Here is a 6,721-nt window from a genome sequence, read left to right as displayed (position 1 = left end):
ACGCGACACGGCGGTGTGGCGCTCGGATGCTCCGCCGACTCCCGGCTCGGGGCCACACGCGCTGGGTAGTGTCGCCGGGGCCGTGCACCCGAGGACGCCAGGACGCTCCCGTGACCGACACCCCGCTCATCCCCCGCGAGGTCCTGTTCGGCGATCCCGAGCGTGACGCGCCGAGCATCTCCCCCGACGGCACCCAGCTCGCGTGGCTGGCGCCGGACGAGGGCGTCATGAACGTGTGGGTCGGCGGGGTCGACCTGGCCGACGCTCGGCCCGTGACGCGCGACCGGGACCGCGGCATCCGGGTCGTCGCGTGGGCCCACGACGGGCGTCACCTGCTCTACATCCAGGACGAGGCCGGGGACGAGGACTGGCACCTGCACGCCGTCGACCTCGACAGCGGTGAGGACCGGGACCTGACCCCGTTCGAGGGGGTCCAGGCCCGGCTCGTCGCGTTCGAGAAGCGCTTCCCGGACGTCGTCCTCGTGGGGCTGAACCGCGACGATCCGGCGATCCACGACGTCTACCGGCTGCAGCTGTCGACCGGTGAGCTCGAGCAGGTCTTCGACAACCCCGGCTTCGTCGACGTGCTGGCCGACACCGACCTGCAGGTACGTGCCGCGCTCGCCGCGACGGAGGACGGCGGCATGGCCGTGCACGTCCGCGACCGCGTCGACGACGACTGGCGGGTCCTGCTCGAGGCACCGATCGAGGACGCGCTCGGGACCGCGCCGCTCGGCTTCGACGCGACGGGCCGGGGCCTGTTCGTCATCTCGTCGGTCGACGCGAACACCAGCCGGTTGCTGCGCTACGACCTCGACACCGGCGAGCCGGAACTCATCGCCGAGGACCCGACCTACGACGTCGTGGACGTCCGTCAGCACCCCGACACCCACGAGGTCCGGTGGGTGAGCTTCCTGCGCGAGCGGCTCGAACACCGCGCGATCGCTGACGACGTCACCGCCGACCTCGAGGCGCTCACGGCGGCGGCACACGGCGACGTGATGGTGCTCGGCGGCGACCACGCCGACACCGTGTGGGTCGTACGCGACGACCGCGACGACGGTCCGGCGACGTTCCACCTCTACTCCCGCCGCGACCGACAGCTCACCGAGCTGCTCGTGGACCGCCCCGAGCTGACGCGCTACCCCCTCGCCTCGATGGAGCCGTTCACGGTGACCGCCCGCGACGGGCTCGTGCTGCACGGCTACCTCACCGCTCCGGTCGGCGTGGAGCGGACCGCGCTGCCGACGGTCGTGGTCGTCCACGGCGGCCCCTGGGCGCGCGACACCTGGGGGTACAGCGCCGAGGTCCAGTGGCTGGCGAACCGCGGCTACCTCGTGCTGCAGGTCAACTTCCGGGGGTCAACCGGCTACGGCAAAGCGTTCGTGAACGCCGGCGACCGGCAGTGGGGCGCCGCGATGCACGACGACCTGCTCGACACCGTGGCGTGGGCGGTCGACGCCGGGCACGCCGACGCGGACCGGGTCGCGATCTACGGCGGGTCCTACGGCGGGTACGCGGCGCTGGTCGGCGCGACCCTCACCCCCGAGGCCTTCGCGTGCGCGGTCGACCTCGTCGGCCCCTCGAACCTGCAGACCTTGATCGCCTCGATCCCGCCCTACTGGGAACCGATGATCGCCCAGTTCCACGAGCGCATCGGCCACCCCGAACGCGACGCCGACCTGCTCGCGGAACGCTCACCGCTGACGCGCGCCGACCAGGTGTCGATCCCGTTGCTGATCGCCCAAGGCGCCAACGACCCGCGGGTCAAGCAGGCCGAGTCCGAACAGTTCGTCGCCGCGCTCCGCGAACGCGGGATCGAGCACGAGTACCTGCTGTTCGAGGACGAGGGTCACGGGTTCGTGAAGCCCGGGAACAAGATGCGCTTCTACGCCGCGACCGAGGCGTTCCTGGCCCGCCACCTCGGTGGTTGCCAGGAACCGTGACCGATCCCGCCGCCGACGCCACCCGCGCTGTCCACCGGGTCGACGAGGACCTCCGCGAGGAGGACCTGATCGACCGCGATCTCGACGGGTCGACCTTCGAGCGGTGCGACCTGCGGGGGGTGCGGCTCGCCGAGATCACGACGCGCGGGACCCGCTTCGTCAGCTGCGACCTGTCCGGCGCCGACCTCACCGCCTCCGTCCACGACGGGTCGGCGTTCACCAACTGCCGGTTCGACCGGACACGGCTGTCGACCGCCCGGTTCACCGGCTGCAAGCTCACCGGCAGCGACCTGTCGGGAGCGGTGCTGCTCGGGACCGAGATCGACGGTGGCGACTGGTCGTACGTGAACCTGCGTGGCGCGGACCTGCGGCGTCGGACCCTCGCCGGGGTCCGGATGCAGCACGCGGACCTGACCGACGCCGACCTCAGCGATGTCGACCTGTCGGGGACGGACCTGACCGGCGCGGTCCTGCGACACACCACCCTGCGCGGCGCCGATCTGACCGACGCTCACCTCGACGGGGTCGCCCTCGCCGAGGCCCACCTCGAGGGCGCCGTGTTCGACCTGACGGGGGCCGTCCTGCTCGCCCGATCCCTCGGCGTCGAGATCCGCTGACCGGCGCTGCCCGGCGTCGCTACCGTCCCGCGAGGCTCGCCCGAGGAGACCCGCGGATGGCAGCAGGGTCGAGGCAGGGGGCGCTGCTCGATCGCGCCACCCAGCGGTGGGTCGTCGCGACGGGCCGCCCGGTCTCGTTCGTCGAGCAGCCGTGGCTCGATGGCCCCGTCGGCGCCCCCGACGGCATCGGTGACACCTGGATCGCTCAGCACGCCGCGCGGGTGGGGGCATCCACCGCCGAGCGCCCCGGCAGCGGGTTGCTGCCCGACCTCCACGCCTGCGACGGTCCCGGCTTCGACGCCGCCCGGCTGCGCCCGGACATCCGCGACTTCTACGAACACACCTCGGACTGGCAGCTCGACGTCTGGTCGCGGTGGTCGCGGTGGGCCGAACCTGGCGGCCGGCTGATCCACGCGCTGTTCGCTCGGCGGCTGCGGCAGCTCGCGCTCCCGCTCGATCCGCTCGACACCGCGTACGGGATGGAGAGCCGGGTCATCACCTTCACCGGCGTCGACGGCGAGCACCTCGGGACGGCCTGGCAGCGGACGCTCCGGGCCACGGGCACCACGCTGTTCGGCGGCTGCTACGGCACCGTCTCGCTCCCGGGAACGGACCGGCCGTCGGTGCGCGTGGTCTTCCCGCTCCCGAACGGGAGCCTCACGGTCCTCCTCCGCCCCGATGTGACGGCCCGAGGCGACCTCCTGCTCACGTCGCCGACCGGTGGCTTCGGCCAGGACGGCGCGTACCTGGTGGTCCGCGCTCCCGGCGAGGACCACGGGTGGGCCCGCCGCGTCCCGCTGCCCGAACGGTTCGAGGTCTTCGTCGACGAGGCCGGTGAGCTGCGCTGCCAGCATCAGCTCCGGCTCGGGAGGGCGGAGGTCCTCCGTCTCCACTACCGCGTGGAGCGGCGCCGTTGATCTCCTCGCAACTTCCTGGGCCCCATCCCAGGTAGTTGCACAGCGGGAGCCGGACGCACCCGCCCGGTGCGAGACCGGTGCAAGGAACTGGGCCCCATCCCAGGTAGTTGCACAGCGGGAGCCGGACGTGCTCAGGCCTCGGCGAGCTGCGCGATCCGGTCGGCGACGCTGTCCCAGCTCCAGGCATCGACGGCGGTCGCTCGTGCCGCCTCGGAGATCCGGCGCCGGTCGTCCGGTGAGAGCGCGAACAGCTCCGCGAGCTTGGACCGCAGGTCCTCGACATCGCCCCGCTCGAAACCGACGAGGTGCGCAAGCTCCGACGGGTAGGTGGTCTCGAGCCGGGCGGCGATCTCCGCGAGCCCGGAGTGGCGTGCCACGAGCGGCGGGCACCCGCACGCCGCCGCCTCGGCCGCGACCATCCCGAACGCCTCGGGGAACAGCGAGGGGGTGACGGCGACGTCGGCGAGCGGCCACAGGTGGGCGAGATGGCGGTGCTCGAGCGGTCCGGTGAACAGCACCCGGTCGTCCGCGTCCCGTTCGAGCTCGGCCCGTGCCGGACCGAACCCGACGATCACGGCCCGGGCGTCGATGGCGCGGAGGGCCTCGATGAGCAGCGGGACACCCTTCTCCTCGCTGATCTTGCCGACGAACAGCACCGTCGGCGCGGGGTCCTCGAGGAAGATCGCCAACCGTCCGGCGTTGCCCTCGTCCGGCCGGCGTTCGTCGTGGCGGTCGGCGGGGTTCGGCGGGTCCATCTCGCACTCGCTGATCAGGTCGCGGAGGGCGGCGTCCCGGGCCCGCGGCCGCAGCAGCTCGACGTCCACACCCGGCGGGATCACGACGGTCCGCGACGAGTGAGGCCCGGCGCCGACGACCGCGTCGAGGACCGCCACGATGTGGTCGGACCCGGCGATCACCGCACTGGCCTGGTCGAGCGTCTCGCGCCCCCAGCGCTGCAGATCGGGCGCGTCACGCATCGCGAACTCCAGCTCGGAGCCGTGCGCCTTGACCACGAACGGTGCACCCGAGGCGGCACCGACCGGCGCGCCGAGCAGGACGTGGTTGACCAGCACCAGATCCGCGGGGAGCTGCGCACGGACGGCCGCGGCGTTCACCTCGACGAAGCGCTGCCTCGCTGCCTCGTCCATCTCACCGAGGAGGACCGGGTCGGCGTCCTCGTACCGGTCGAGGACGAAGACCGGTAGCTGACCGTCGAGCTGCGGACGGACCACCTCGGCGCCGCCGAGGTCAGTCAGCTCCGGGTGCGGGTCCTGACAGAGCACGACGACATCGTGCCCCTGCCGCGCCCAGGTCCGGGCGAGCGAACGGGTGTAGACGTTCGAACCCGTCCCGCCGAGCAGGTAGCCGTGCCAGATGAGGATGCGCATGGGCGGAAGGTAGGCGAGGGCCCACCTGCCAACGGTCGGGGCGCCCGGCGGGCGGAGGTCAGGTCGTGCTCTGGCTCACCGGTGAGGGCCAGGTCGCGGTCAGCGCGGGGTCGACCAGCGGCTGCTCGCTCGACCAGGGGAACTCGATCCACCGGTCGGTCGGCTTCCAGACGTACTCGCACGTGATGACCGACCCTGGCTTGCCGTAGAGCACCGCGGTGCGAGCCTCGGCGACCCGGTCCGCGATGAGGTTGTGCACGAGCTGCAAGGTGTGGCCGGTGTCGGCGACGTCGTCGGCGATCAGCACCTTCGCGCCCTTGGCCTCGTCGAGGTTGAGCAGCGGCGGCAGCACGACCGGCTCGTCGCGTCGCTGTTCGATGCCGGTGTAGTACTCGACGTTGAGCACGAAGCAGGGCTTGACCGACAGCGCGTACGCCAGGGAGGCGGCGACGACCAGACCCCCGCGGGCGATCGAGAGCACGATGTCCGGGCGGTAGCCGTCGTCGACGACCTGCTGCGCCAGCTCGCGGACCGCGACCCCGTAGGTCGCCCAGTCCAGCACCTCGCGTTCCTCGCTCACGCACCCTCCGACGCTCGTGGTCTGTCGCCCGTGCTGGCCACGAGTCCGCGGCGAGCCTACGCCGGCGGACGGGTGCGGCCGACGCGTCGCCGGCCGGCCCGTCCGCGCCCCGCCGGGCGAGGTCAGCGATGTCGCGGGAGGTCGTCAACGTCGCCTCAGCTGATCACCGGTGACGCGTAGGAGCGACCGTGGCGTGCGGAGGCGACATGGCTCCTCACCGCGGAGGTCGGGATGATCACGACCGATCCGTGACTCCCTCGCCGGCCGCCTCGCGGGCCGCTTCCTCGACCCGGTCGTGGTGGGCGCGCCACGAGGCGTCGTCCCCGGACTCGATGTTCGGGTCGCCCGGCCGCATGCCGGCGGCGCCGTCGATCAGCTCACGGACGAGGTCGGCGTGGCCGGCGTGCCGGTGCGTCTCGGTGGCGACGTGGACGAGGATCCGGTGCAGGGTCACCTCGGCGTGCTCGGGCGACCACCACGGCACGCGACCGGGCGCATCGAGGTCGAGCTCGGCGATCGTCTCGTCGCCGTGCGCCCAGACCCGTCGGTACAGCTCGACCAGTTCCTCGCGGGTCTCGTCAGGGCGCGCCCACAGGTCGGCGTTGCGCTCGGCGTCGTCGTCCATCCACGGGATCGCGAGCGGGAAGGGCCGACCGAAGGTCGCGCCGAGGTAGCCCGCTTCGACACCCGCGAGGTGTTTGACGAAGCCGAGCAGGTTCGTGCCCGTTCGCACCAACGGACGCCGCACGTCGTACTCGCCGAGACCGTCGAGCTTCCACACGATCGCGTCGCGCCCCGCCTGGAGGTAGCGCTGCAGCACCGCCTTCGGATCCGACCCGCTCACCGTGCCTCCCTCGCTCGCCCGAACGCCGACCGTAACCCCGCGGAGCCCGCCGAGACGGGCATCGCGACACGCTCGCGACCGGTCACCGCACCCGGTGTCTCGTTGTCCACAGCGACCCGGACAGAACCTTGCATCGAACACATGTACGAGTACACTGGAAGCATCCCGCCTACCGATGAGGGACCGCATGCGCAGCAGTCAGGGCTACCGGCACACCCGCCGCCCGGCCCTGCCTGCCCTCGCCCGCGAACGCCACCCCAGCTACGACCCCCGACGCGGCGCTGCCCCGGTGAACGTCCCGTCGGCGACCGGCCCCCGTGACGGCGACCCCGGGTTCGATCCATCACCGTTCACCCACCGCGATGGCGGCGTCGCGGGCGCGGTGTCCATGATCCTGGCCGACCACGAGGGTGCTCCCGTCCCTGAGGG

The 6,721-nt window shown here is 72.5% G+C and carries 7 protein-coding genes; 4 read left to right on the top strand and 3 right to left on the bottom strand.

Going from position 1 to position 6,721, the window contains the following annotated elements; translation table 11 throughout:
* Positions 1-110: 110 nt before the first annotated feature.
* Genes WEB03_RS11270 through WEB03_RS11260 form a run of 3 tightly spaced genes read left to right on the top strand, consistent with a single transcriptional unit; the run spans position 111 to position 3,480 of the window.
* Positions 111-1,946, top strand: a complete 1,836-nt coding sequence (locus tag WEB03_RS11270) for an alpha/beta fold hydrolase (protein ID WP_368071049.1) — start codon at positions 111-113, stop codon at positions 1,944-1,946.
* On the top strand, positions 1,943-2,563 hold the full coding sequence (locus WEB03_RS11265; protein WP_368071048.1) for a pentapeptide repeat-containing protein: 621 nt from the start codon (positions 1,943-1,945) through the stop codon (positions 2,561-2,563). Before WEB03_RS11270 ends, WEB03_RS11265 begins: the two co-directional genes overlap by 4 nt.
* Before the next feature lie 56 nt (positions 2,564-2,619).
* Positions 2,620-3,480, top strand: coding sequence for a hypothetical protein (locus WEB03_RS11260; RefSeq protein ID WP_368071047.1), 861 nt, complete (start codon positions 2,620-2,622; stop codon positions 3,478-3,480).
* A gap of 131 nt (positions 3,481-3,611) precedes the next feature.
* On the opposite strand, the gene WEB03_RS11255 is transcribed toward WEB03_RS11260, so the two are convergent.
* The 3 genes from WEB03_RS11255 to WEB03_RS11245 all read right to left on the bottom strand — a co-directional run bounded on the left by WEB03_RS11255 (position 3,612) and on the right by WEB03_RS11245 (position 6,292).
* Complete coding sequence (locus tag WEB03_RS11255) at positions 3,612-4,868, bottom strand: glycosyltransferase family 4 protein (protein ID WP_368071046.1); 1,257 nt, start codon at positions 4,866-4,868, stop codon at positions 3,612-3,614.
* A 58-nt stretch (positions 4,869-4,926) separates the two neighbouring features.
* Positions 4,927-5,448: a phosphoribosyltransferase gene (locus WEB03_RS11250; RefSeq protein WP_368071045.1), complete on the bottom strand. Its 522-nt coding sequence runs from the start codon at positions 5,446-5,448 to the stop codon at positions 4,927-4,929.
* Positions 5,449-5,683: 235 nt separating this feature from the next.
* Positions 5,684-6,292, bottom strand: coding sequence for a DinB family protein (locus tag WEB03_RS11245; protein ID WP_368071044.1), 609 nt, complete (start codon positions 6,290-6,292; stop codon positions 5,684-5,686).
* Positions 6,293-6,479: 187 nt separating this feature from the next.
* Here WEB03_RS11245 and WEB03_RS11240 point away from each other — a divergent pair.
* On the top strand, positions 6,480-6,721 hold a 242-nt coding region (locus tag WEB03_RS11240; RefSeq protein ID WP_368071043.1), incomplete at its 3' end, for a hypothetical protein.

This window comes from Nitriliruptor sp. (assembly GCF_040882075.1).
Classification (GTDB): Bacteria; Actinomycetota; Nitriliruptoria; order Nitriliruptorales; family Nitriliruptoraceae; genus Nitriliruptor.
The sequence above is the reverse complement of the archived record's forward strand: the minus strand, read 5'-3'. Positions and strand labels throughout refer to the sequence as shown.